This is a genomic window from Streptomyces azureus, from assembly GCF_001270025.1.
Taxonomy (GTDB): domain Bacteria; phylum Actinomycetota; class Actinomycetes; order Streptomycetales; family Streptomycetaceae; genus Streptomyces; species Streptomyces azureus.
Window position 1 is genome coordinate 1 of sequence record NZ_DF968508.1, and the last position, 280, is coordinate 280.

Consider the following 280-nt stretch of genomic DNA (forward strand, 5'->3'; position numbering starts at 1 on the left):
GTGGACGATACTGGGATTGAACCAGTGACCTCTTCCGTGTCAGGGAAGCGCTCTCCCGCTGAGCTAATCGTCCTCGGGACCATGACCACTGGATACAGCGGATCATGGGCACTGCGTGCGCGATACTGGGATTGAACCAGTGACCTCTTCCGTGTCAGGGAAGCGCTCTCCCGCTGAGCTAATCGCGCGGGTCGGATCTTCGAGCAGATCCAGTGGACGATACTGGGATTGAACCAGTGACCTCTTCCGTGTCAGGGAAGCGCTCTCCCGCTGAGCTAAT

The 280-nt window shown here is 58.2% G+C and carries 2 tRNA genes; both read right to left on the reverse strand.

Annotated features, from left to right (window positions below):
- Window position 1: 1 nt before the first annotated feature.
- Window positions 2–73, reverse strand: a tRNA-Val gene (locus tag AOQ53_RS37685).
- A gap of 43 nt (window positions 74–116) precedes the next feature.
- Window positions 117–188, reverse strand: a tRNA-Val gene (locus AOQ53_RS37690).
- Window positions 189–280 lie beyond the last annotated feature (92 nt).